Raw genomic sequence first — 21463 nt, 5'->3', positions numbered from 1 at the left:
CGCAAGAAAATGACTTCGGCCGAGAAGCGTTACTGGTTTCTACCATTCGCCGTCAGGCCCTGTGACAGACGAGGCGAACGGGTTAAGCTCGGGATGAAACGGGATATCACCATGGCGAAACGCCACGACAGCGACGCGGAATCGCGCCGCATCATCGAACGGGTGGCGCGCGAGACCGACCCGGGCGGCACCTCGTTCCTCGCACGAACCGCCAGAGGCGCGCGCGACCACGTCACAGCGGCCGATGCCGACCGATCGGACCCGATCGAATATTGGGGCACCCGTATTGGTCGGGCGGCAGGCTTGCTTATTGCCATCGGCCTGTTGATCTGGCTCGTGCTTTTCATCACCAGGGGCGGTTAGGACAAAGATCAATGAGCGCCGAAAAAGCCGACGCGCCGCGCGCGGTCATCGTCGTCTCCAGCCATGTCGCACGTGGCTCGGTCGGCAACCGTGCCGCCGTGTTTGCGCTGGAGACGCTGGGGTTTCCGGTTTGGGCGGTGCCGACCGTCATTCTGCCCTGGCATCCGGGGCACGGCCGGGCCACCCGCATCGTGCCGCCGCTGGACCAGTTCAAGGCGCTGATGACCGACCTCGAGCGCGCGCCGTGGCTGGGCGAGGTCGGCGCCGTGCTGTCCGGCTATCTCGGCGAGGCTGGCCAGGCCGAAGCCGTCGCTTCGCTGGTCGGCGCCGTCAAGGCGAAGACGCCGGACGCCCTCTATATCTGCGACCCGGTGATGGGCGATTCGGGCGGCCTCTACGTACCTGAGCCGACCGCAATCGCCATGCGCGACCGGCTGATGCCGATCGCCGATATCGCCACGCCCAACCGCTACGAGCTGGAATGGATGGCCGGAGCGCCGCTGCCCGACCTGAAATCGGCAATGGCTGCTGCCCTGCAAGCCGGCCCACCGGCCATGCTGGTCACTTCGGCACCGGCGATGATGGCCGGCGGCATCGGCAATTTGCTGCTCAACGGCAGAGAGGCGCTGCTTGCCGAACACCGGCTAATCGACAAGCCTCCGAATGGGCTCGGCGACCTGACGGCGGCCGTCTACCTGGCGCGCATCCTGTCCGGCCAAACGGCCGCCAAGGCGCTGCAATCGACCACGGCAGCGGTCTACGAGATCCTGGCGCGCACCGCCAAGCGCGGCGGCGACGAATTGCAGCTCGAGACCGATGCCCAGAGCCTGTCGCACCCGATGGCGATGGTGCAGCTTCGCCATCTCCTGCATCCGGGACGGGATCGCCGGGCGTGACGCAGGCCGAAGACGCCGTGCCCCAGGATGATGCGCCCAAGGGTGCTGCGCCCGACCATGTTGTGCCTGGGGATGTTGTGCCCGAGGATGTTGCGCCTAGGGATGTTGTGCTTGTCGGCGTCGACGGTTGCAAGACCGGCTGGATAGCCGTCCGCCGCGATTCCGGTGCCGCACCGTCGACAGCCGTTTTCCCAAGCTTCGCGGCGTTGCTCGACCAGCTACCCGTCAATGCAATCGTAGCGGTCGATATGCCGATCGGCCTGCCCGATTTCTCGCAAAGAGGCGGTCGCGGTCCGGAGGCGCTGGTGCGGCCATTTCTTGGCGCCCGGCAATCCAGTGTCTTTGCCATCCCCTCCCGCGCCGCGCTCTATGCGGAGATCGAAGCCTTCACCACGGTCGAAGCCTGGTACGCGGCACATCGCAGGGCAAGTGACGTGGCCAAGACGACCTCAGATCCGCCGCGCGGTGTCTCGATCCAGGCCTTCGGCATCTTTGCCAAGATCCGTGAGATCGATTCGCTGCTGATCGCGCGGCCCGAACTGCGCAGCCGCGTCTTCGAATCGCATCCGGAAGTTGCCTTCTGCAGACTGAACGGCGACCGGGCGATGCGTCTGCCGAAGAAGATCAAGGGCAACATCAATCCGGCCGGCATGGCCGAACGCAAGGCGCTGCTTGCCCGGCATGGTTATGGCCAGCATTTTCTCGACCAGAGGCCGCCGCGCGGCGCGGCCACCGACGATTTCCTCGATGCCGCGGCGATGATGCTGATTGCCGGCCGCATCGCCAGAGGCGAGGCAATGCCGTTTCCGGATCCGCCGCTCGCCGATCGTTTCGGCATTCCCGTCGCCATCTGGGCTTGAGGACCAGGGCTAACGTTTTAGGTGGCATGCGTCAGGAGCGTGATCTGAGCGCCTCGTTGAGCGCCCACATATCCTTCTCCTCGGGCGCGGTCTCCAATCCGAGCACGGGAATTTGCTTGCGCAAATGGTCGTGGTGGGTGCGCACGCCATATTCGAGATCGGAGAGGTAAAAACCTCCGAAGGCTTCTGACAGCATGGATTCGTTGGACCATATCGAAAGCTGTACATCTTCGGCCAGCGTGTCGCGGTCGATGCGGTAGGATAGGTAGCGGGCAGCCGCCTGCTCCCTGCTCTCGTCGCGATAGCGGTAGATGGCGCCGCGCAGCAGCGTCTCACCCGTCGACAGCGGGAACTCCTGATAGAACTGCACCGACTCCGGCATGATCGACAGCGCGTTGTTCGGGAAGATGCCGTAATAGATCCAGGCCTTGCGCAGGTGCTCCGGCAGTTGCTTCGCCTCGGGTGCGAGCTTGATGTATTGCGCGACGCTCCAGCGCCGTCCGGCATGCGGGTTGTAAGTGGCGAACGAGCGCGACACGCCGTTGACGAACGGCTCGTCGAAGTAGGTCGCGCCATAAAGATCCTGCAGCGCCGGATGCGCCATGGCGACGTGGTAGCCTTCATTGTCGACGTCGCGCACCGACTTCCAGTTGACCGGCGTCTTTTGGGTCCAGATGCCCCAGGACGGCACCATCTCGGCGACGCCGTAATGGGCAATCTCGGCTTCGATCGGCTTCAACAGCTCGGCCACGGATGGCTGCGGGCCACCCTTGCGGAAGCGGATGAAGATGAAGCCCATCCAGATTTCGAGCTCGAGCGGCATCAGGCCGAATTCGGTCTTGTCGAGGTCGGGGAAGGACCGCGGGCGGGCAGCGCCGCGCAACGTGCCGTCGAGATTGTAGACCCAGCCATGAAAGGGGCAGACCAGCGCATTCTTGCAAGTGCCTTGGCTATCGGCAACGACGCGACTGCCGCGGTGGCGGCACATATTGTTGAAGGCGCGCACCACGCCATCCTTGCCGCGCACGATCAGCGCCCGCTCGCCGACCACATCCATCGTCAGATAGTCGCCGGCGTTCGGCAGGTCGCAGACATGGCCGGCGATCTGCCAGTGATTGCGGAAGACGTGCTCTTTCTCGAGTTCGAGCAAGGCGTCGGAATGATAGCTCCAGCCCGGCAGGCCCCGCCGATCCCAATCGTTGGGGATTGCCACGTCACGCAGATGCGGGTTCATAAAAGGCTCTTATTTATTGAATGGCCGTTCAATACAAGCATATTTTCTGTTGAAATGCAATAGCTTGCGAGAATAGGGCGAATTCCCGACGCGAAACCGATCGGTAATTGAGAGCCGAGCTCGAACGATCGAAGCCGGGAAAATCCCGGGAATTCCTGGCGTTAATCCCCTTACGCTTGTTGAGCGCCCAGCCCTCCGTGGACCGGAAAAGTCGACGTGGATCCGGTGCCGTGAATAGCGGAAAACGAGCGCTGAATGTCACCGGTGCGGCCAGCTACGCATCATCGGTTTGCCCCCGGAATGGCCGCGGGCCTGGTTTCATGCCGGTTACACAATCGTTAATCCATCATCGTTGGCCCGTTACAAGGTGCGGTTAAGTTCGTTTCAACAGGGAAAAGAAGAACACCGAAGGAAACGACGATGCCTACGAAAACCCAGATCACCGACAACGACCATCGCCTGCAGGGTCCGCAGCGCAACGACCGGCGCCCGAAGCTGGCGCTGCGCCAGCGCGCCAGCGATCACCCGATGGCGATGTTCCTGCTGCTTGCCGCTGCCGCGTTTGCCGGCATGGCGTTCACGCCGACCGTCGGTCCGGCCTTCGCCTCGCTGAACCCGCCGGTCAACCTCGTCGACGGCGCGACGACCACGACCAAGACGGCGCGCCTGCCGATCCCGGACATCGATTTTGCCTGCAAGGGTCAGGCCTGGGGCGCCGAGAGCCTGGACTGCCTGCGCGCCATCGCTGCCCAGTCGGGCAAGGCACGGCCCGTCCGCATGATCGCCAACGCCGCCCCGCTGGCCGATACGCCGAACGTTTTTTGATCTTTTCGCGAGCGCCCTCCAGCACTCCAGTCAGGCTCCCGCCGCAATGTCGGCTGGGAGCCTTTTTTCTTTCCTTTTTGTCTCTCTGGGAGTCTAGCCGCCCAAAGCGACCTGCTCGGCAATGGCCGAGAGCACGCCGCGCACATCCAGCGTGCTGAACGGCTTTTCGAGGATTGGCGGCCGCTGCGGCGCCGGCAGCGCCTCGATTTCGCCTTTTGCGCCGATCAGATCGCCGGTGACAAGCACGAAACGCCGCGCCAGATCCGGCATTTCGGCAAGCAGCTCGCGATAGGCGGCTATGCCGCTGGTGCCGGGCATGCGCAAATCGGAAAACACGATGTCCGGCGGCATGTGGCCGCTCAGGGTCGCGGCGGCCGAGACCCAGGCCGGCACGATCCGCGACTTGATGCCCATCAACTCCAGAATGTCGGACAGCGACGCCGCGACATCCGGCTCATCGTCTATGATCAGCGCGTGACGCAAGCCGCTCGACCGCGACGGACTGTCGCCGGCGGCGACCGCGCCGGCAGCGATCGCCGGCAACTGCACGACAAAACGCCCGCCTCTCGGCGAAACCTCCTCGAACCAGATATTGCCATTGTGCCGCTCGATGATCGATTTGGAAATCGACAGGCCGATACCGGTACCGACGCCGACTGGCTTGGTGGTGAAATAGGATTCGAATATGCGTGAGCGTATCGCTTCCGGCACGCCTGGCCCGTTGTCCTCAACCGAGAACCCGGGATTACCGCGGTCGCTGCGAAACGTCCGGACCTTGATCCGCCGGTCGCCGGCAATGCCGGCCAAGGCATGCTGGCTGTTGATGAGGAAGTTGGCGGCTACCTGCGTCACGTGGTCGGCATCGGCCATGGCCAGCAGCGGGCCGCCGGCGAAATCGGTGTCGATGATGATGCCGCTTGATCGCGCGCCATAGGCGGTCACTTCGAGTGCCGCGCGGATCACCTGGTTGAGGTCGGTCTCGGCCTGCGCCGTCGGGTGCAGGCGGACCATCGACAGGAAGCTTTTGACGATACGGCCGCAGCGCTCGGCAGCGGCGCGCACCTTTTCGGCGCGTACTTTGGTCTGCGGATCGGCGGCGAATTCATGCAGCAGCGTCGACTGGGCGACGACCACGGCCAGCGGGTTGTTGAGCTCGTGCGAAACGCCCGCAAGCAGCGAGCCCATCGCCGCCATCTTCTCGTTCTGGTGCAGTTTTTCGCGCTGACGGTTGATTTCCTCCTCAGCGCGCAATCTGTCGCGCAGGTCGCGGATGGAGCCGAAGATCAGATGGCGATCGGCGACCCGCATCTCGGTCGCCGTCAGCTCGATCGGAAAAACCTCGCCGGCGGCATTCTGGGTGACCGTTTCGAGCCGCTGGCCGACCATCGGCGCGCCGCGGCCCGACATGTATTCGGCGCCCGACGCATAGCCTTTGCGGTAATATTCCGGCACGACCGTGTCGAGCAGGTCCTTGCCGAGGATATCGCTGCGTCGATAGCCGAACATCTTCTCGGCGGCCGGATTGAATTCGATGATCGAGCCGGTCTCGTCGATGACGATGATGGCGTCGAGCGAGGCCTGCAGCATGGTGCGGCGAATGACGTCACTGGCATGCGCGTCGGAGGGCGACCGTTCGATGGCGTCGCCAATGGCGAGTGCCACCATGTGCAGCGCCGCCTCTTCCTGGTCGGTCCATTCGCGTTCGTTGACGCAGTCGTTGACCGCCAGCGTGCCCCACAAATTGCCGTGCGAAAAGACCGACACCGACAGGAACGACTTGATGTTCTGCTTTTCGAAATCGGTCCGCAGAAAGCCTTCGAGATCGCGTGTGTGCCCGGCGAATATCTTGCCTTGGCGCTCGTCCTCCGCCAGCTGTTCCAGCAATGGGTCCGAATCGACGACCGACTGCATGATGACGGTCGGTGACGCCAGCTCGCCGCCAAACCGGGGGGCGATCCAATAAGCGGCGACCGACTGGGCGAAGCCCTGGCCGGGCAGTTCGCGCAGGCGAAACAGGATGCCGCGGTGACAATCCATGGCTTCGCAAAGCGTTTGGAGGATACCCTCCATCTCGCGCTGCCAGTCGCCGGCTTCGCGCAGCCGGCGAACCACATGCACGGCCGCCATCGCCGCGCCCTGCCTGGCGCCCTGCGAGTCCGCGCGTGCTGTTTCAGCCGTCATGGTCATTTCCTGGCCGTGGCTTGCTCAAGCCGCCAGGCCTCAGTTATTTTCGCCGGCTGGCAGCGAGAAGATATAGCCTTCGCCGCGCACCGTGCGCAGGAATTTCGGATTGGCCGGATCCGCCTCGATCTTCTTTCTCAGCCGCATGATGCGGATGTCGACGGCGCGGGACGATTCCGCGTCCTCGACGAAACCGATCGCCTCGGAGATCGCCGCCCGCGTCAACAGCCGGTTGGCGCGGGTAAGGAACACCTCCAGCACGTCGAACTCGCTCTTGGCCATGTCGATGACCGCACCGTTGGCGCCGGTGACGAGCCTGCCGTCGAGGTCGGCGTGAAAGGCGCCGAAGCTCACGGACCGGCGGCCACCGGATGTTTCAGCCTTGGCTTTTTGCGGTTCGGTCGGCTCCGGAACGCGGCGCAGCACGCTGCGCACCCTGGCCAGCACTTCGCGCAACTCGTAAGGCTTGACGATGTAGTCGTCAGCGCCGAGCTCCAGTCCGACGATGCGGTCGAGCGCGGTACCGGCGGCCGTCGCATAGATGATGCCGATCGGCATTTTCGACCGCATCCAGCGGCCGAGCGACAGGCCGTCCTCGCCCGGCATGGCGATGTCGAGAATGGCCAGATGGAAGGACTGGGCTTCCAACAGGTCGCGCGCCGCCGCCGCACTTTCGGCCGTGGCCACATCATAGCCGCTGGCGCCGAGATACTCGGCGACCGCGTCCCTCAGGTCGGGCTCGTCCTCGACAATGACAATTCGTGCCCGCACGATGCGTTCGCTCCCGCTTTCAGCGGAAAGTAGATTGGGTATAAACATGATGTCCAGCACTCTTCTTGGGTTGCCGTATGCGGGGTAGAAAAACATGGCTGCACGATCCGTCATCGCGCTTGTTTCCGTCGCTGAAGTAATTGCGACCGATCTCGCCGATCATCTCAAGCGACGCGGTCATGACGTCCGCGCCGCGCGACAGCCGTGGGAAGCCGAATCGCTGCTTTCTGAAAAGGGTATCGATGTCGTGGTTGTCGGCGACAGCGTCAGCCAGGCGGAGGGGCGCGACCTGCTCAGGCGACATGGCGGCGAAGGTGGACCGGATTTCATCCTGATCTGCCGCCCGGCCGATCTGGTCGACAAGGTGCTGGCGCTCGAGCTCGGCGCCGCCGACGTCGTCGAAAGCCCGCTCAATGTCAGGGAGCTTGCCGCCCGCGTTGGCGGCCTGCTGGCTCGGCGCGGCAGGAGCGCCGGGGAATTGATCGTGCTGGAGAACGCGACCGTCGATCTCCGGTCGGCCATCGTCATGCACCGCTCGGGCACGGAAGAACAGCTGTCCGCCGGGCAGGTGGCGCTGCTCAGGCTGTTCCTGGCCAGCCCGCGCAAGGTGCTGACGCGTGACGACATCATCGCCGCCGCGCCCGCCGAAAATGCCGAAGCCTTCGACCGGTCGATCGATTCGCGCATCGTGCGGCTGCGCCGCAAGCTCGACACCGAAACCATCACCACCATACGGGGTGCGGGTTACCGGTTCGATCCGCCAACGCAATTCGCCGATTGAATGCAGGACAGCCACCCCTTTTTTGAGTATCGGATTTTCCTAAAACCGGTTCCCGCTTTTGGGTCCGATGCTCTTTCCTCAGCGCACCACGAGAAGCGACGGGCCTGACGGCATGTCACTGTTCGTGCTGACCTCGCCGGCATGCGCACGTTCCTTCAGCAGCACGGTTGCGAGGCCGGCAATGCCGAGCAGGCCCTGCACGTAGAGCAGGGCAGAAAGCACGGAAGCGGCGAATTTCGTTTTCATCCTGTTCTTTCCTCAAAATTGGGATTTACGGGCGCTTCAGGGGAACCCCCGAAGCGCCCGCGCCGCCAGCGGAGCCCCCCGTTGCGGCGCGGGCCTTCGGTCCTCTCGGCTGCAAGTTGCCGGAGGCGCCGCGCATCCTCAACGGCTCTAAGCCGCCCCCGCCAGAGGGGCTTGAGCCGGTCGACGCGCAGGCTGGAAACTGTCCAGACAATCCAGACCGTAGCGAAAACAGTGTTGGCTTCCGATCGTTCGTTGCCCGCTGTTTTCGTTACGTCAACTTTGCCCGTTCGCTGTATCCGGATCATGCCGCCGAGGCCGCGCTTTGTTGCAGCTCGGTTTCGGAGTCAGGTGGAATTCCTCTCAAACGAAAACAATCGCGTATTCGTGCCGCGGTTTGGCTGATCCGCTTAGGCAAACACGCCGCCGCTGTCATGACGACGTCCAACAGCTGTAAGCCGCTTTGCACGGCGTTTTCTGTTAACCAGGGGAAACAGAATCGAAACACAAACGAGCATCTAGCGAAATCGGCTCGAAACATGACGCCCCGATAAGCCGGTCATCGAATTGAGCCGGCCCCGACCGGCAGAATAGGGGAGACATCATGTACACCGCCATTTCCGCCAAGCTCATCAACATCGCCGCCGCCGTCATCACCGGTGCTGCCTTGCTTGTCAGTGCCGGCAACAGCGCAGCCCACGCCGCCGCCAACAAGATCGTCGCGCGTGTGTCGCTATCGCAGCAGACCATGGAAATCCTGGTCGACGGCCGGCCGACATTCGCCTGGAAAGTCTCGACCGGCGACAGGACGCACGTCACGCCGACCGGTTCGTTCAAGCCGACCCGCATGCATGAAATGTGGTATTCGAAGAAATACGACAACGCCCCGATGCCGCATTCGGTGTTCTTCAGCGGCGGCTACGCCGTACATGCGACAAGCGCCATCAAGCGCCTCGGCCAGCCGGCCTCGCATGGCTGCGTGCGTCTGCATCCGGACAACGCCGCCGATTTCTATCAGCTCGTCGAGGTCTTCGGCCCGGCCAACACCAGCATCGTCATCGTCAAATGAGCGATGCTTTTCGTAGCTCCCAAGAAAGGCCGGAAATCCGGCCTTCTTTATTGTGCAATGTTAGTACAATCTAATCCGGCATCACCGGCATCAGCTTGGGGTCCGGCTTTTCGGCGTGATGCGGCAGGTCCTTGCTGGCGATAAACGTGTAGAACATCGGCACCACGAAGAGCGTGAACATGGTTCCGACCAGGATGCCGGTGAAGATCACCAGGCCCATCGAATAGCGTGCCGCGGCACCAGCGCCGCTGGAGATGATCAGCGGCACCACTCCGAGCGCCATCGCCGCCGTCGTCATCAGGATCGGCCGCAGCCGCACCTTGGCCGACGCGATGATCGCATCGCGCCGCCGCATGCCGTGCATTTCACGCTGCTGGTTGGCGAACTCGACCAGAAGGATGCCGTGCTTGGTGATCAGGCCGATCAGCGTAATCAAGCCGACCTGGGTGTAGATGTTGAGGGTGCCGAGCCCGACATTAAGCGGCACGATCGCGCCGAAGATCGAGAGTGGCACCGCCATCATGATGATCAACGGATCGCGGAAACTTTCGAACTGCGCCGCCAGCACCAGATAGATGACGAGAACGGCTGCCGCGAAGGCGATGATGATCGTGTAGCCCTGTTGCTTCTCCTGCCGCGACTGGCCGGTATAGTCGATGAAGAAAGTGTCGGGCAGGCTCTCCTTGGCGATATCCTCGATCGCTTTCAAACCGTCGCCGGTGGTGACGCCAGGCAGCGGCAGGGCGGAAATCGTTGCGGAATTCAACTGGTTGAACTGCTCGATCGCCGCCGGCGACGCGTTGGTCGAGATCTTCACCACCGCAGAGAGCGGCACCATCTCACCCGAGACGCTGCGCACGAAATACTCCCCCAGTTTTTCGGGATTGTCGCGAAAGCTCTGCGGCACCTGCGGGATGATGTCGTAGCTGTTGGATTCGCGGTCGAATTGCGCCACCTCGGCGCCACCGACCAAGAGGGTCAGCGTCCGGCCGATATCGGCGATCGGCAGGTTGAGTGCCGCGGCGCGGTCGCGGTCGATCGTCACCGTCACTTGCGGCGCATCGTAGGACATCGAATTCTGCACGGCGAGGAAGCGACCGGAGGCCTGCGCCTTGTTCTTGATGTTCTCGGCCGCCTCGTACACTTGGGAGGCCTCGCCGGTCGAGCGCACCACCATCGTGATTGGCAGGCCGCCGCCGGAGCCGGGCAGTGTCGGCGGTGCGAAGACGAAAGCCTCGACGCCCGCCACCTTGGCAAGGCGGGCAGTGATGTCTTCCTGAAGTTCCTTCGAGCTGCGCGCGCGCTCGGCCCAGTCCTTGAACGCAAAGCCGACGAAAGCGCTGTTCGTCGGGCCTTGGAACGCGACGGCGGAGAACCGCGCCCTGGTTTCGGGGATATCATTCACGAGCCCGAGAATCTGGTTCACATAGGTCTCGGTGTAGTCCGACGTCGCATAGCGCGGTGCGTTCACAATAGACAGCAAGAAGCCCTGGTCTTCTTCCGGCGCCAGTTCGCTCGCGGTCTTGGTGAACATGAAGCCGGTCGTGGCGACCAGTGCGATGACGATCATCAGCGTCACCGGGCGATATTTCAGCGAGCCGCTGACCAGCCGCTCATAGACGTTTTCGACGCGCCCGAACGTGTTGTCGACAATGCGCTGGAAGCGGCTGTGCGAGCCGGCCCTCAGGATGCGTGCCGACATCATCGGCGTGACGGTTAGGGCAACGACACCCGAAAGGACCACCGAGCCGGCAAGCGTCACTGCGAATTCGCGAAACAGTGCGCCTGTCAGGCCGCCGGTGAAGGCCAGCGGCGCGAACACGGCGGCCAACGTTATCGTCATGGCGACGACGGCGGAAGAGATCTCCCGCATGCCGTTGAAAGCCGCCTGCATCGGCGACAAGCCGTCTTCCTCCATGTGGCGGTGGATGTTTTCCACCACCACGATGGCATCGTCAACAACCAGTCCGATCGCCAGCACCATGGCCAGCAACGACAAAAGGTTGATCGAATAACCCAAAGAAAACAGCAGGAAACAGACGCCGATCAGCGACAGCGGAATGGTCACGATCGGCATCAGCACCGAGCGGAACGAGCCGAGGAAGAGCAGGATGACGACGATGACGATGGCGACCGCCTCGCCGATGGTCTTGAACACCTCCTCGATCGACGCGCTGATCTGCTCGGTCGAGTCATAGACGATCTCGATCGTCATGCCGAGCGGCAGCGTCTCCTGGATCGTCGGCACAATCTTGTGGATCGCCGCCGCGGTGGTCAGTGGATTGGCGGCCGGCGTCGGAAAGATGGCGAGAAAGATGCCGGGCTTGCCGTTGAAGGTGACCCTGGTGTCGGTGTTCACCGCGGCGAGTTCGACGCGGGCCACGTCGCGCAGTCTCACCACATTGCCGTCTTTCGAGCGGAGCGGAAGGGCAGCGAAAGCCTCCGGCGTCTGCAGGGTCGAGCGAACCGTGATCGAGGAAGCCACATATTCGTTTTCGGTATCGCCGGGCGCGGAGAGGAAATTCGATTCGTTAATGGCGGTCAGCACTTCCGCCGCCGTCACACCGCGCGCCGCCAGTTTGATCGGGTCGATCCAGACACGCATCGAATATTCGGCGGCGCCGAAAATCTGCACGTCGGCAACACCTTCGACCGTCGACATACGCGGCCGCACGACGCGCTCGATATATTCGGTGAGCTGTTCCGGCGTCATGTTCGGGTTCTGCATCGAGATGTACATCATCGCGAACTGCTGGCCGGTGCCCTTGACGATCACCGGGTCTTTGGTTTCGTCCGGCAGATCGCCGCGAACGCTCTGAACCTTCGACAGGACTTCGTTCAGCGCAACGTCGGGGTCGGAGCCGAGTTTCATCTGCACTGTCACGGTGCTGGATGACGGCCGGCTCGCCGACGTGACATAATCGATGTTTTCGGTCGAAGCGACAGCACGCGCGATCGGCGCGGAAATGAACCCCTGGATCAGGTCGGCGCTGGCGCCGGGATAGGCCGTGGTGATCGTGATGGCCGTTTCTTCAACCTCTGGATACTGCCGGATCGAAAGGTTGAAGATGCCCTGAAAACCCAGAAGCAGGATCATGCAGGCAAGCACGGTCGAAAGGACCGGGCGGCGGATGAAGAGGTCGGAAAAGCTCATTGCTGGGCTGCCTGCTGGTTCCCCGGCTTGCTCGGATCGATCGTGTTGTCGACGGCAACGGACATGCCGTTGGAGAGCCGGTTCTGGCCGGCGGTAACGACTTCGTCGCCGGGCTGGATGCCTTCCAGGATCTCGACCAGGCCGGCGTTGTGGCGGCCTGGCTTGACGAACACCTGGGCGAGCACGAGCTGCGGCTTCTGTTCTTCCGCTGCCGGTTTGGCTTCCGCTGCCGGTTTGGCTGGGGTAGCGCCCGGCTTTTCTTCGGGTTTTGCCGCGGGTGCTTCGGCAGCGGGCTTGGCAGCATCCGCGGCTGGTTTTTCTTCCGGCTTTGCGTCGGGAGCCGCGCCGTTGACTTCTGCGGATTTGGCCGGGCGCACCACGAAGACGAAGTCACCGTACAGGCTGGAGGTCAGCGCAGTCTGCGGCAGCGCCAGCACGTTGTTCTCCTCCGGCAGTTCGACACGCACCTGGACGAACTGGCCGGGCGTCAGCTTGCCTTCAGGATTGGCGACCTCCGCCCTCACCGTCACCAGCCGGCTCGTCGGGTCGATCTTCGGATCGATACCGCGGATGCTGCCGGCGAACGGCATGTCGCCGCCGCCAATGCCCAGCCGCACCGTCTGTCCGATCTTCAGCAGCGGAAGCTGCTGCTCCGGCACGGTGAAATCGACACGCATCGTGTCCATGTCCTGCAAGGTCACCACGGCGGTGCCGGGTGTGAGATACTGGCCAATGTCGATTTTCGGAATACCGACGGTGCCCTTGAAAGGGGCCGTCAACTGCTTTTGGTCGAGCACCGCTTGCAGCTTGTTTACCTGCGCGGAGGAGACCGATGCTGCCGCCTGCGCCGTGTCCAGCGTAGCGTCGGTGCCGACCCCGCGCTTCTGCAGCTCAAGAGCGCGCATCAGCGTCGTCTGGTCGGATGTGGCTTGCGCCTTCGACGCCACGAGGTCGGCCCGCTCGACGGCATCGTCGAGCTGCAGCAGCACGGCGTTGGCGGCGACCTTCTGATTGGCATGAAACTGGATGTCCTTGACGATACCCGCGGTTTCGACGGTCAGGTCGACGCCGCGCACGGCACTGACAGTACCGATCGCCTCGACGCCGGGCGTCCAGGACATCGGTTTGACGATGACCGTCGACACGGTCGCGGCCGGCGGCTTCATGGTGGCGAAAAACTGTTTGATCGCATTGTCGCGGAACAGGTTGAATCCGACGATGCCGCCGCACACCAGCACGAGCAGAATGAAGGCGATGATGAAGCGCTTGATCACGAACAGTCCCCTCGGCCATGGCCCAGCATAACGGTCGGATGACCGGAACACATACCTGTGACTGGTCCCAATTTCAAATGACGGCAATCTTACTGTACCGTCTGGACGGTCTTGTCAATTCCGCTTAAGCTAATGAATGGGGAACGATTGATGAAGGCCCGCAGAACAAATTCGCGCGAGAAGATCCTCGCCGCCGCCGCCGATGTGGCGCGCGAGACGGGTCCCGGCAGCCTGTCGCTGGATGCGGTCGCCAGCCGTGCCGGCGTGTCGAAGGGTGGTCTTCTCTACAATTTCCCGACCAAGGCGAAATTGATGCAGGCGCTGGTGGAGGATTACCTCAGCGCGTTCCAACAGGCGCTTGAGGCCGCCCGCACCAACGGCGTCAGCGGTGAGAGCCCGCTTGCGGCCTATATCAGGCTTTCGGCCGAGCATGCCGAGGAGTCGAAACCGTCGGCGACCTGGATATTTTCGGCGATTGCCGAGAATCCCGATTTCCTGACGCCGATAAAATCGTTCAGGCGGCAAGTGTTCGAGCGGCTGAAGGAGGAGACGCCGAATCTCAAGGCGCTGCTGGTCTGCTATCTCGCTATCGAAGGGCTTCGCAGCATGAATCTGTTCGGTTCGGACATTCTCTCCGCCGACGAGCGCCGGTTGCTGATATCGACCCTGCTGGAGATCGCGGAATAGATCAGGAACCACCGTCCAGCACTATCTGCTCCAATCTCAAAGTGCTCTGCCGTCACACAGGCTTCATTGTGCCGACCTAGCGTCCTCCCATTCTTTGCTGCAACGCAAGAGGAGTGGGGTATGGTCGATATTGTTTCCAGCGAAGCAGGAATTCCAAGGCCGGAGCATCCGCTCGACCGGCCAAACAGCACCGGCAAATGGTTTCTGCCGGCCTTTGCCGTCATCATCCTGGGCGGCCTTGCCTATGTCGGCTACGCGCTCAGCCAGGACCTGACCAGCACCGTCGCGGTGCCGTGGATTCTGCTTGGCCTGGCGCTGCTGATCGCGCTCGGCTTCGAATTCGTCAACGGTTTTCACGACACCGCCAATGCGGTGGCAACGGTGATCTACACCCATTCCATGCCGGCCGAGCTTGCAGTGATGTGGTCCGGCTTTTTCAACTTCCTCGGCGTGCTCACCGCCAGCGGGGCGGTCGCCTTCGGCATCATTTCGCTGCTGCCGGTCGAACTGATCCTTCAGGTCGGATCAAGCTCCGGGCTGGCCATGGTCTTCGCGCTGCTGGTCGCAGCGATCATGTGGAACCTCGGAACCTGGTATCTCGGCCTGCCTGCCTCGAGCTCGCACACGCTGATCGGTTCGATCATCGGCGTCGGCCTCGCCAACCAGTTCACGGCGCCGGCCGGTTCCATCACCAGCGGCATCGACTGGTCGCAGGCAAGCAATGTCGGCCTGTCGCTTCTGATCTCGCCGCTGGTCGGGTTTTGCCTGGCTGGGCTGCTGCTTCTGGTGATGAAGCTGCTGGTCAGGAACCGCGAGCTTTACGAGGCGCCGAAGTCGAGCGCTCCGCCGCCGCTGTGGATCCGGGCGCTGCTCATCTTCACCTGCACCGGCGTCAGCTTTGCCCACGGCTCCAATGACGGGCAAAAGGGCATGGGCCTCATCATGCTCATCCTGATCGGCGTGGTGCCGACCGCCTTCGCGCTCAACCGCACACCGGACGTGAACTATCTCGAAGCTTACAAGTCCGCAGCGACGCAGGTCGAAACGGTACTCGGCAAATACGTCAAGCCCGGCGTCGCCGTGACCGACGCGGCAACCGTGCTCGGTGACGCCGTTCGCACCAAGACCTGGAAGGACGAGACCACGCCTGCCCTGCAGAGCTTCATCCACGACACTAGCGCAATGTTGTCGCCCTATCCGTCCGTGGAAAAGCTGCCGACAACGCTGGTCAGCAACGCCCGCAACAACATCTATCTTATCGGTGAAGCGCTGAAACTGATCGACAAGAAGAAGCTGCTGCCGATGGAGGCCGACGACCTGAAGGCGGTGACGACCTATCACAAGGCGGTCGACAACGCGACGAAGTTCATCCCGCTCTGGGTCAAGGTCGCCATCGCGCTGGCGCTCGGCCTCGGCACCATGGTCGGCTGGAAGCGCATCGTCGTCACCGTCGGCGAGAAGATCGGCAAAAGCCATCTGACCTACGGCCAGGGTGCGTCCGCAGAGCTTGTTGCAATGGCGACCATCGCATCGGCCGACTATCTCGGCCTGCCGGTCTCGACCACCCATGTGCTGTCGTCGGGCGTTGCCGGCACCATGGCGGCGAACGGCTCGGGCCTGCAATGGTCGACAGTGCGCAACATGCTGATGGCCTGGATACTGACCCTTCCGGTCTCCATCTGTCTTGCCTTCGTGCTGTTCGTCATCTTCCGCCAGATATTCTGAGCGGGGATAGGACTTGGCCAGAATGTCGCGGCGCCGGCTCCGGCGCCGCCCAGATCCTGAACGTGCATTGTCTCGGCGGCGGCCATGAATGACGCATCGCATCTGACATTGCTTGCCGCGGACGACCAGCATCATGCCCCCGGGCTGGTGTGGGCCTATCATGCCGCTCCCGGCAAAGCTCCCGAATCGCTGGCGCCCCGGGACACAGAGGCCGCGCTGGCCTCACTGGACGGCTGGGTCTGGCTGCATGTCGACCTTGTCGACCGGCGCGCCCATTCCTGGGTCAGCCATGCCTGCGCGCTGCCGGCGTCGGCTCATGCAATCCTCGAAGGACATGAGGACAGCCTGGTGCTGGCGCATGAGAATGGCGTCGTCCACGGCATTTCCGCCGACCTGCATGGCGAGATCGCCCATCAGTCGACGACCATCGGCAGATTGCATTTTGCGGTCTCGGAGCGGCTGCTGGTCACCGGCCGGCGCCATCCGCTGGCGGCGGTGGAGGAAGTGCACACCGCCCTTGCCGCAGGGCTGCGGCCCGCCACAGCATTCGAGCTGTTCGAAACGCTGGTCATGGCTTTTTGCAAGACCACCAGCCTGCGGCTCGCCGCGGCGACGAAGCGGCTCGATGCGGTCGAGGACCATCTCGTGACCGAGCGGCTTGCCGACGAAAGACGACAGCTGAAGGATGTGCGCCGCCTTGCCGTATCCTTGCATCGGCCGATCTCGGCCCTGGCAGCACTTTTCCAGGATGAAGACCGTTCCGCCTGGAACCTTTCCGCCGGCGCACATGAAGTTCTGCGCCGGCTTGCTGCCCGCCTGGAACGGCTCGACCGCGAGGTCGTCATGATCAACGACCGGGCAAGGCTGCTGCAGGAGGAGCTTGCGGCCGAGCTTGCCGACGAATCGAACCGCAGCCTCAAGGCGCTGGCAGTGATGAGCGCACTGCTTTTGCCGGGCACCCTGATCGTCGGCATATTCGGCATGAACACCGGCGGGCTGCCATTCACCGACAGCCCCAGCGGCTTCATCCTGGCGATGCTGCTGGCGGTCGGCGCGACCGGCCTATTCTACTGGCTTCTACTGTGCGCCGGCGCCAAACTGCGGTTCTGAGGCCGACTAATGGCGGCGTTCGTTCGCCTGTATGCAAAGTACGGGCTGGCACGTCGAAACCACGCCGTCCCGCCTTCCGAAAATCGGTTCCGATTTTCGGGCCGATGCGCTAGAGCCTTTCGGGATTGAACCGTGCCTTTAACCCGGAAAGGCTCCCGCCGCTGCCCATGCCCCATCTTCCCGAGCATCTTCTCACCGGCTACCGCAATTTCATGAGTGGCCGCTATCTGACCGAAAGCGGGCGTTATCGCGCACTGGCCCGGGAAGGCCAGGCACCGGAAACTATGATCGTCGCGTGCTGCGATTCCCGCGCCGCGCCCGAAGCGATCTTCGATGCTGGGCCGGGCGAACTGTTCGTGCTGCGCAATGTCGGCAATCTGGTGCCCCCCTATGCGCCCGACGATCAGTTCCACTCGACATCGGCAGCGCTCGAATTTGCCGTGCAGAGCCTCAAGGTCAAGAACATCGTGGTGATGGGCCACGGCCGCTGCGGCGGCATCCGCGCGGCACTCGACACCACGGCCGCGCCGTTGTCGCCGGGTGATTTCATCGGCAAATGGATGAGCCTGATCGCGCCGGCGGCCGAGACCGTATCGTCCAGCACCTTCATGACCGCGACCGAGCGCCAGACCGCGCTGGAGCGCATATCGATCCGATATTCCATCGCCAATCTGCGTACCTTCCCTTGCGTCTCGATCCTCGAAGGCAAGGGGCGGCTATCGCTGCACGGCGCCTGGTTCGATATTTCGACCGGTGAGCTTTGGGTGATGAACAAGGAGACCGGCGATTTCGAGCGGCCGGAGACGGAGTAGGAGACAAGGGCATGGTGCGAATTCCGGTCGCGTTCGCGGCGGCAGCACTGCTGTGCTCGGCAGATTTCGCCCGCGCCGACGACAGCGCGATCATCGACCGCTGGTATTCGGCACTGCTCGTCGCCGACCGCACCGAATTGTCGGACCTGCTCGCCGACGACGTCCGCATCAAGCTCGACGACCTCGGCGTCGTGCAAAGCAAGCAGGAATTCATCGCTTCGATCGCCGAGTGGCAAGGCGCCGTCGCCGGCGCCGAAATCCGCCACCGGATCGAGAAGACCGAGGGCGGCGTCACCACTGTGATCGCCTGCTATGATTTTCCCAGCAACGACATGCTGATGCAGGAGACCTTTGCGGTCGCCAACGACCAGATCACCGCCAGTTCGCAAGCCGCGATCGCGGAAAACTGCGACGGCTACTGAGGAAATCATGAACGGGGCGTGCTGTTGCGTGGAGCCGGCCGGCGTCCTACATCGGTGACGATCCGCCTCCTCCCGCCATCCAGCGAAAGTTTGCCCATGCCGTCCGCCGTCGACCTCGCCGCCCATCCGCTGACTGAATGGCAAGGGCCGCTCGGCCTGCCCGATTTCACGCGCATTGGCGACGGTGATTTTTCTCCGGTGTTCGACGCCGCCCTGAAGACGCATGAGGCCGAGATCGAGGCGATTGCCGGCAACACCGGGACGCCGACCATCGACAATACACTTGCCGCGCTCGAACTCGCCGGCGAGGCTCTCGACCATGTCTCGTCGATCTTCTGGTGCCGCGCTGGCGCCCACACCAACGAGGCAATCCAGGCGCTGGAGCGCGACATTTCGCCGAAGATGTCGCGGCATTTCTCGGCGATCTCGATGAACGAGCGCCTCTTTGCCCGCATCGACGATCTCTATCAACGCCGCGAGACTCTGAAGCTCGATGCCGAAACGCTGCGCGTACTGGAAAAGACCTGGAAAAACTTCGTCCGCTCCGGTGCCAAGCTCGACGCCGAAGGCAAGAAGCGGCTGGCGTCGATCAACGAGGAATTGTCGTCGCTCGGCACCAATTTCGGCCAGAACCTGCTTGCCGACGAGCGCGACTGGGCGCTGTTCCTCGACGAGGCTGACCTTGCCGGCCTGCCGGAATTCCTGAAAAGCTCGATGGCGGAAGCCGCCGAGATGCGCGGCCAGAAGGGCCGCTACGCCGTCACCTTGTCGCGTTCGATCTACGAGCCGTTCTCGACCTTCTCAGAACGCCGAGACCTGCGCGAGACGGCGTTCCGCGCCTTCATCATGCGTGGCCAGAATGGCGGCGCCACCGACAACACCGACGTAGTGCGCGACATGCTGCGCCTGCGCGCCGAAAAGGCGAAGCTGCTCGGCTACGAATCATATGCCGCGTTGAAGCTCGACGACACAATGGCCAAGACGCCGGAGGCGGTGCATACGCTGCTCGACCCGGTTTGGAAAAAGGCATTGGAGAAGGCCGCCGCCGACCAGGCCGAATTGCAGCGGCTGGCGGCCGAGGCCGGCAGCAATGAAAAATTCGCCGCCTGGGACTGGCGCTTCTATCAGGAGAAGCTGCGCGCCGAGAAATTCGCTTTCGACGAGGCCGAACTGAAGCCGTATCTGCAGCTCGACCGCATCATCGACGCCTGTTTCGACGTGGCGACACGATTGTTCGGCATTTCTTTCGAGGAAAAGAAGGGCATTGCCACCTGGCATCCGGACGCACGTGTTTTCGTCGTGAAGAATGCCGACGGCAGCGAGCGCGGCCTTTTCCTCGCCGATTATTTCGCGCGACCCTCGAAACGCTCCGGCGCTTGGATGAGTGCACTCAAATCCGGCTATAAGCTTGGTCCTGGCTCGAAGCCGGTCATCTACAATATCATGAATTTCGCCAAGCCGCCGGCCGGCGAGGCCGCCTTGCTGTCGGTCGATGAAGCCAAGACGCTGTTCCACGAATTCGGTCATGCCCTGCACGGTATGCTGACCGACGTCACCTGGCCATCGGTCGCTGGCACCTCGGTCAGCCGCGATTTCGTCGAGCTGCCCTCGCAGCTTTACGAGCACTGGCTGACGGTACCGGCGGTGCTGGAAAAACATGCGCTGCATGTCAAGACCGGCAAGCCGATGCCAAAGGCGCTGGTCGACAAGATGCTGGCGGCGCGCACCTTCGGCGCCGGCTTCGCCACGGTCGAGTTCACCGCCTCGGCCTTGGTCGACATGGCCTACCATGCGCGCCCGGAGGCGCCGCAAGAGCCGCTTCGTTTCGAAGCCGAAACGCTCGAAAGGCTCAATATGCCGGACACCATCGCGATGCGTCACCGCACTCCGCATTTCGGCCATATCTTTGCCGGCGATGGCTATTCGGCCGGCTATTATTCCTACATGTGGTCGGAAGTGCTCGACGCCGACGCCTTCGCCGCCTTCGAGGAAGCAGGCGATCCGTTCAACCCGGCGCTGGCCGAGCGGCTGCGCAAGAACATCTACGCCGCCGGCGGCTCGAAGGACCCCGAAGAACTCTACACCGCCTTCCGCGGCAAGATGCCTTCACCGGAAGCAATGATGGCCAAGCGCGGACTGGTCTAAGCCTTGCCCGGCCCTTCTCGGGCCGGCTCGGCCTCACCGGCCGCGGCTGTCTCGTTGAGGAAGCCGGCGATCCGCTCCGCCGTCTTGGTCGTGGCAAAGGAGAGCAATCGGCCGCGATGGACCACGGGCTCGCCGCTCTCATTGTCCCAGATATCGAACCGGCAGCTTGGGTTCGCTATGGCTTCGAAGCGGTCCTTCATATCGACAGCTCCGGTCATGGTGTCGCCACGGGTGCCAGAGATTGAGCGGTGCGCCCGACGGTACTCGCGCCTTGCTGCGTTTGCGTGAAGCAGACGCCGCGCTGCAGCATCGGCAGGATTGCCGCCGGCACGTCGGCAACAAGACATGCCGTCGACACGTGGCCGCTGAGAAACCCCGCCTCCTCGAGATGATCGAGCAGGTCGAGCCAGGGCGACCAGAAACCGAAGAAGTCGGCGACCAGGATCGGCTTGTCGTGCCGGTCGAGCTTGCGCCAGGTCATCACTTCGGCCAGTTCCTCGATGGTGCCGATTCCGCCCGGCAGCGCTACAAATGCATCCGCATAGTCGAACATCAGCCGCTTGCGCATGTGCATGTCCGGAACCGCTATGATTTGGGCGACGCCGCGCGGCATCCGCATCCGCTCCAGAAGGAAGTGCGGCGCAATCGCGGTCACCTCGCCGCCGGCGTCTGCCGCCGCGGAAGCCACGGCGCCCATCAACCCTTCACCGCCGCCGCCATAGACGAGGCGGATGCCGGCACTGCCGATTTCGCGGCCCAGCGCCGCGGCCGCTTGCGCGAGGCGCCGGTCGTTGCCGGCGCGGGCGCCGCCGAACACGCAGACGGTGCCGATACGGGTCTGCGTCGGATAGAGCAGCCCCTCCAGGGAAGGCGCATCGTCGTCATTGAAAATTCCGAACATGGCTCTGTCT

20 protein-coding genes are annotated in these 21463 nt (G+C 63.1%); 12 read left to right on the top strand and 8 right to left on the bottom strand.

What is annotated here, in order from left to right:
- The first annotated feature begins 111 nt into the window (after positions 1-111).
- The 3 genes from NKJ93_RS06115 to NKJ93_RS06105 all read left to right on the top strand — a co-directional run bounded on the left by NKJ93_RS06115 (position 112) and on the right by NKJ93_RS06105 (position 2119).
- On the top strand, positions 112-363 hold the full coding sequence (locus tag NKJ93_RS06115) for a hypothetical protein (protein ID WP_023721310.1): 252 nt from the start codon (positions 112-114) through the stop codon (positions 361-363).
- Positions 364-374: 11 nt separating this feature from the next.
- Positions 375-1259 (top strand): pyridoxal kinase PdxY, encoded by an 885-nt coding sequence (pdxY, locus tag NKJ93_RS06110; RefSeq protein WP_023721311.1) that lies wholly within the window; start codon positions 375-377, stop codon positions 1257-1259.
- A gap of 107 nt (positions 1260-1366) precedes the next feature.
- On the top strand, positions 1367-2119 hold the full coding sequence (locus NKJ93_RS06105) for a DUF429 domain-containing protein (RefSeq protein WP_502895840.1): 753 nt from the start codon (positions 1367-1369) through the stop codon (positions 2117-2119).
- Between the two features lie 31 nt (positions 2120-2150).
- Here the strand turns inward: NKJ93_RS06105 and NKJ93_RS06100 are convergent, their stop codons facing one another.
- On the bottom strand, positions 2151-3353 hold the full coding sequence (locus tag NKJ93_RS06100; RefSeq protein ID WP_352480981.1) for an aromatic ring-hydroxylating oxygenase subunit alpha: 1203 nt from the start codon (positions 3351-3353) through the stop codon (positions 2151-2153).
- Positions 3354-3773: 420 nt separating this feature from the next.
- On the opposite strand from NKJ93_RS06100, the gene NKJ93_RS06095 reads away from it, so the two are divergent.
- Positions 3774-4178 (top strand): hypothetical protein, encoded by a 405-nt coding sequence (locus NKJ93_RS06095; protein ID WP_352588159.1) that lies wholly within the window; start codon positions 3774-3776, stop codon positions 4176-4178.
- 93 nt (positions 4179-4271) lie between these two features.
- Here NKJ93_RS06095 and NKJ93_RS06090 read toward each other — a convergent pair whose 3' ends face one another.
- Together NKJ93_RS06090 and NKJ93_RS06085 are read right to left on the bottom strand one after the other, a co-directional pair.
- Positions 4272-6359 (bottom strand): PAS domain S-box protein, encoded by a 2088-nt coding sequence (locus NKJ93_RS06090; RefSeq protein WP_352588156.1) that lies wholly within the window; start codon positions 6357-6359, stop codon positions 4272-4274.
- Positions 6360-6398: 39 nt separating this feature from the next.
- Positions 6399-7178, bottom strand: a complete 780-nt coding sequence (locus NKJ93_RS06085) for a response regulator (RefSeq protein ID WP_198030534.1) — start codon at positions 7176-7178, stop codon at positions 6399-6401.
- Positions 7179-7224: 46 nt separating this feature from the next.
- On the opposite strand from NKJ93_RS06085, the gene NKJ93_RS06080 reads away from it, so the two are divergent.
- Positions 7225-7911 carry a winged helix-turn-helix domain-containing protein gene (locus NKJ93_RS06080; protein WP_352588153.1) on the top strand — a complete coding sequence of 229 codons (687 nt, stop codon included), beginning with the start codon at positions 7225-7227 and terminating at the stop codon, positions 7909-7911.
- A 78-nt stretch (positions 7912-7989) separates the two neighbouring features.
- Here the strand turns inward: NKJ93_RS06080 and NKJ93_RS06075 are convergent, their stop codons facing one another.
- Entirely contained in the window at positions 7990-8157 is a 168-nt protein-coding gene (locus NKJ93_RS06075; RefSeq protein ID WP_023721318.1) for a hypothetical protein, read from the bottom strand.
- A gap of 601 nt (positions 8158-8758) precedes the next feature.
- On the opposite strand from NKJ93_RS06075, the gene NKJ93_RS06070 reads away from it, so the two are divergent.
- On the top strand, positions 8759-9223 hold the full coding sequence (locus tag NKJ93_RS06070; protein WP_023721319.1) for a L,D-transpeptidase: 465 nt from the start codon (positions 8759-8761) through the stop codon (positions 9221-9223).
- Positions 9224-9293: 70 nt separating this feature from the next.
- Here NKJ93_RS06070 and NKJ93_RS06065 read toward each other — a convergent pair whose 3' ends face one another.
- Both NKJ93_RS06065 and NKJ93_RS06060 read right to left on the bottom strand, forming a co-directional pair.
- On the bottom strand, positions 9294-12377 hold the full coding sequence (locus NKJ93_RS06065) for an efflux RND transporter permease subunit (RefSeq protein ID WP_352480983.1): 3084 nt from the start codon (positions 12375-12377) through the stop codon (positions 9294-9296).
- Positions 12374-13651 carry an efflux RND transporter periplasmic adaptor subunit gene (locus NKJ93_RS06060; RefSeq protein ID WP_502896307.1) on the bottom strand — a complete coding sequence of 426 codons (1278 nt, stop codon included), beginning with the start codon at positions 13649-13651 and terminating at the stop codon, positions 12374-12376. Before NKJ93_RS06060 ends, NKJ93_RS06065 begins: the two co-directional genes overlap by 4 nt.
- 150 nt (positions 13652-13801) lie before the next feature.
- Here NKJ93_RS06060 and NKJ93_RS06055 point away from each other — a divergent pair, with 150 nt between their 5' ends.
- The 6 genes from NKJ93_RS06055 to NKJ93_RS06030 all read left to right on the top strand — a co-directional run bounded on the left by NKJ93_RS06055 (position 13802) and on the right by NKJ93_RS06030 (position 20552).
- The gene (locus tag NKJ93_RS06055) at positions 13802-14338 is read left to right on the top strand and encodes a TetR/AcrR family transcriptional regulator (RefSeq protein ID WP_352588150.1); all 537 of its coding nucleotides are present in this window, start codon (positions 13802-13804) and stop codon (positions 14336-14338) included.
- 120 nt (positions 14339-14458) lie between these two features.
- A complete protein-coding gene (locus tag NKJ93_RS06050) occupies positions 14459-16063 on the top strand; it encodes an inorganic phosphate transporter (RefSeq protein ID WP_352588147.1) in 1605 nt (534 codons plus the stop codon).
- Between the two features lie 84 nt (positions 16064-16147).
- Positions 16148-17173, top strand: a complete 1026-nt coding sequence (locus tag NKJ93_RS06045) for a transporter (protein ID WP_352588145.1) — start codon at positions 16148-16150, stop codon at positions 17171-17173.
- A 167-nt stretch (positions 17174-17340) separates the two neighbouring features.
- Positions 17341-17985: a carbonic anhydrase gene (locus tag NKJ93_RS06040; RefSeq protein WP_023721324.1), complete on the top strand. Its 645-nt coding sequence runs from the start codon at positions 17341-17343 to the stop codon at positions 17983-17985.
- An 11-nt stretch (positions 17986-17996) separates the two neighbouring features.
- Positions 17997-18407, top strand: coding sequence for a hypothetical protein (locus tag NKJ93_RS06035; RefSeq protein WP_023721325.1), 411 nt, complete (start codon positions 17997-17999; stop codon positions 18405-18407).
- A 90-nt stretch (positions 18408-18497) separates the two neighbouring features.
- Positions 18498-20552: a M3 family metallopeptidase gene (locus tag NKJ93_RS06030; protein ID WP_023721326.1), complete on the top strand. Its 2055-nt coding sequence runs from the start codon at positions 18498-18500 to the stop codon at positions 20550-20552.
- Here the strand turns inward: NKJ93_RS06030 and NKJ93_RS06025 are convergent.
- The gene (locus tag NKJ93_RS06025; RefSeq protein ID WP_023721327.1) at positions 20549-20770 is read right to left on the bottom strand and encodes a hypothetical protein; all 222 of its coding nucleotides are present in this window, start codon (positions 20768-20770) and stop codon (positions 20549-20551) included. The two genes, NKJ93_RS06030 and NKJ93_RS06025, sit on opposite strands and share 4 nt — an antisense overlap.
- Positions 20767-21453, bottom strand: coding sequence for an LOG family protein (locus NKJ93_RS06020; protein WP_352588142.1), 687 nt, complete (start codon positions 21451-21453; stop codon positions 20767-20769). Before NKJ93_RS06020 ends, NKJ93_RS06025 begins: the two co-directional genes overlap by 4 nt.
- Positions 21454-21463 lie beyond the last annotated feature (10 nt).

Source organism: Mesorhizobium sp. M0028 (assembly GCF_040323855.1).
Classification (GTDB): Bacteria; Pseudomonadota; Alphaproteobacteria; order Rhizobiales; family Rhizobiaceae; genus Mesorhizobium.
This window is presented reverse-complemented; position numbering and strand designations above follow the sequence as displayed.

Bases quoted from the DNA above. Each gene is read 5' to 3' on its own strand.
- NKJ93_RS06115 (WP_023721310.1), top strand. From the start codon at position 112: ATGGCGAAACGCCACGACAGCGACGCGGAATCGCGCCGCATCATCGAA.
- pdxY (WP_023721311.1), top strand. From the start codon at position 375: ATGAGCGCCGAAAAAGCCGACGCGCCGCGCGCGGTCATCGTCGTCTCC.
- NKJ93_RS06100 (WP_352480981.1), bottom strand. From the start codon at position 3,353: ATGAACCCGCATCTGCGTGACGTGGCAATCCCCAACGATTGGGATCGG.
- NKJ93_RS06095 (WP_352588159.1), top strand. From the start codon at position 3,774: ATGCCTACGAAAACCCAGATCACCGACAACGACCATCGCCTGCAGGGT.
- NKJ93_RS06090 (WP_352588156.1), bottom strand. From the start codon at position 6,359: ATGACGGCTGAAACAGCACGCGCGGACTCGCAGGGCGCCAGGCAGGGC.
- NKJ93_RS06085 (WP_198030534.1), bottom strand. From the start codon at position 7,178: ATGTTTATACCCAATCTACTTTCCGCTGAAAGCGGGAGCGAACGCATC.
- NKJ93_RS06080 (WP_352588153.1), top strand. From the start codon at position 7,225: ATGGCTGCACGATCCGTCATCGCGCTTGTTTCCGTCGCTGAAGTAATT.
- NKJ93_RS06075 (WP_023721318.1), bottom strand. From the start codon at position 8,157: ATGAAAACGAAATTCGCCGCTTCCGTGCTTTCTGCCCTGCTCTACGTG.
- NKJ93_RS06070 (WP_023721319.1), top strand. From the start codon at position 8,759: ATGTACACCGCCATTTCCGCCAAGCTCATCAACATCGCCGCCGCCGTC.
- NKJ93_RS06065 (WP_352480983.1), bottom strand. From the start codon at position 12,377: ATGAGCTTTTCCGACCTCTTCATCCGCCGCCCGGTCCTTTCGACCGTG.
- NKJ93_RS06055 (WP_352588150.1), top strand. From the start codon at position 13,802: ATGAAGGCCCGCAGAACAAATTCGCGCGAGAAGATCCTCGCCGCCGCC.
- NKJ93_RS06050 (WP_352588147.1), top strand. From the start codon at position 14,459: ATGGTCGATATTGTTTCCAGCGAAGCAGGAATTCCAAGGCCGGAGCAT.
- NKJ93_RS06045 (WP_352588145.1), top strand. From the start codon at position 16,148: ATGAATGACGCATCGCATCTGACATTGCTTGCCGCGGACGACCAGCAT.
- NKJ93_RS06040 (WP_023721324.1), top strand. From the start codon at position 17,341: ATGCCCCATCTTCCCGAGCATCTTCTCACCGGCTACCGCAATTTCATG.
- NKJ93_RS06035 (WP_023721325.1), top strand. From the start codon at position 17,997: ATGGTGCGAATTCCGGTCGCGTTCGCGGCGGCAGCACTGCTGTGCTCG.
- NKJ93_RS06025 (WP_023721327.1), bottom strand. From the start codon at position 20,770: ATGACCGGAGCTGTCGATATGAAGGACCGCTTCGAAGCCATAGCGAAC.
- NKJ93_RS06020 (WP_352588142.1), bottom strand. From the start codon at position 21,453: ATGTTCGGAATTTTCAATGACGACGATGCGCCTTCCCTGGAGGGGCTG.